We start from the raw sequence: 566 nt of genomic DNA, 5'->3' as shown, positions 1-566 counted from the left end.
GGCGTTGGATGAGTGGGCGGCGCGCGTAAAAACCTGGGCGGAGGGCAAGCAGCCGGCCGACCTGCCGCGCGTCGATGCCAAAATCGACGCGCCGGTCAAGCCGCGCGACGTGTTCGCCTATTTCATCACCGAGGGCAAGGTGCGCGCACCGTTCGGCGCCATGGCGCTGATGAAGCGCGTGACGGGCTGACGCGGCAAAATCTCGGTATCTTCGCGGATATCGTAACGGTATCGACACTTCCTTGCGGCACTAATAGCCGACGCCAGAGCAGACTCTGGCGCCGCCGCCGGCAAGGACAGGGCATGCTGCTCGACTACAATTCAATGCTGCTGGCGGTCGGCTTTTCCGCCGCCTGCCTCAGCATGACGTTGTTCGGCACATGGCTGACCGCCCGCTCCGACAGTTTCCTTCTGACCTGGGCCATCAGCGTGCTGGTGATCGTCGGCGAGGTGTTCGTCTATGACGCCTATATCGAAGCCCCTGGGCCTGTCCTCGGCGTTCTGACGCTGGCACTTCTGCTGCTCGGCTTTTCGGTGATGCTGGGTGCCGCCCACCAGTTCAGGAC

The 566-nt window shown here is 63.4% G+C and carries 2 pseudogenes; both read left to right on the top strand.

The features are described 5' to 3' along the window. Nucleotides 1–190: pseudogene (locus tag EOA33_RS38045) on the top strand (DUF72 domain-containing protein); the annotation flags it as partial. A gap of 113 nt (nucleotides 191–303) precedes the next feature. Next, a pseudogene (locus EOA33_RS38040) lies at nucleotides 304–566 on the top strand (GGDEF domain-containing protein); the annotation flags it as partial.

Source organism: Mesorhizobium sp. M4A.F.Ca.ET.050.02.1.1, from assembly GCF_003997725.1.
Taxonomy (GTDB): Bacteria; Pseudomonadota; Alphaproteobacteria; order Rhizobiales; family Rhizobiaceae; genus Mesorhizobium.
This window is presented reverse-complemented; position numbering and strand designations above follow the sequence as displayed.